1 rRNA gene is annotated in these 816 nt (G+C 54.3%); it reads left to right on the forward strand.

Features of this window, described 5'->3' with window-relative positions:
* Positions 1-816, forward strand: a 23S ribosomal RNA gene (locus HMPREF2990_RS00925); the annotation flags it as partial.

The raw sequence follows: 816 nt of genomic DNA on the forward strand, positions 1-816 counted from the left end.
TGCTGGTGTGGGTCGCAGAGAAGAGAGGGGAGCGACTGTTTATCAAAAACACAGGTCCGTGCGAAGACGGTTAAGTTGATGTATACGGACTGACGCCTGCCCGGTGCTGGAAGGTTAAGAGGACCTGTTAGACCCCTTTGTGGGTCGAAGCGGAGAATTTAAGCCCCAGTAAACGGCGGTGGTAACTATAACCATCCTAAGGTAGCGAAATTCCTTGTCGGGTAAGTTCCGACCTGCACGAATGGCGTAACGACTCCCCTGCTGTCTCAACCACAGGCCCGGTGAAATTGCAGTACGAGTAAAGATGCTCGTTTCGCGCGGCAGGACGAAAAGACCCCGGGACCTTCACTATAGCTTGGTATTGGCATTCGGTGCGGTTTGTGTAGGATAGGTGGGAGACGTTGAAGCGGCTACGCTAGTGGTTGTGGAGTCGTTGTTGAAATACCACTCTGACCGTAGTGGATATCTAACCTTGGCCCATGATCTGGGTTGGGGACAGTGCCTGGTGGGTAGTTTAACTGGGGCGGTTGCCTCCCAAAATGTAACGGAGGCGCCCAAAGGTTCCCTCAGCCTGGTTGGCAATCAGGTTTCGAGTGTAAGTGCACAAGGGAGCTTGACTGCGAGACTTACAAGTCGAGCAGGGACGAAAGTCGGGACTAGTGATCCGGCACCTACTTGTGGATGTGGTGTCGCTCAACGGATAAAAGGTACCCCGGGGATAACAGGCTGATCTTCCCCAAGAGTCCATATCGACGGGATGGTTTGGCACCTCGATGTCGGCTCGTCGCATCCTGGGGCTGGAGTAGGTCCCAAGGG

Origin of the sequence: Corynebacterium sp. HMSC071B10 (assembly GCF_001814825.1) — a bacterium.
In the GTDB taxonomy this organism is placed as follows: Bacteria; Actinomycetota; Actinomycetes; order Mycobacteriales; family Mycobacteriaceae; genus Corynebacterium.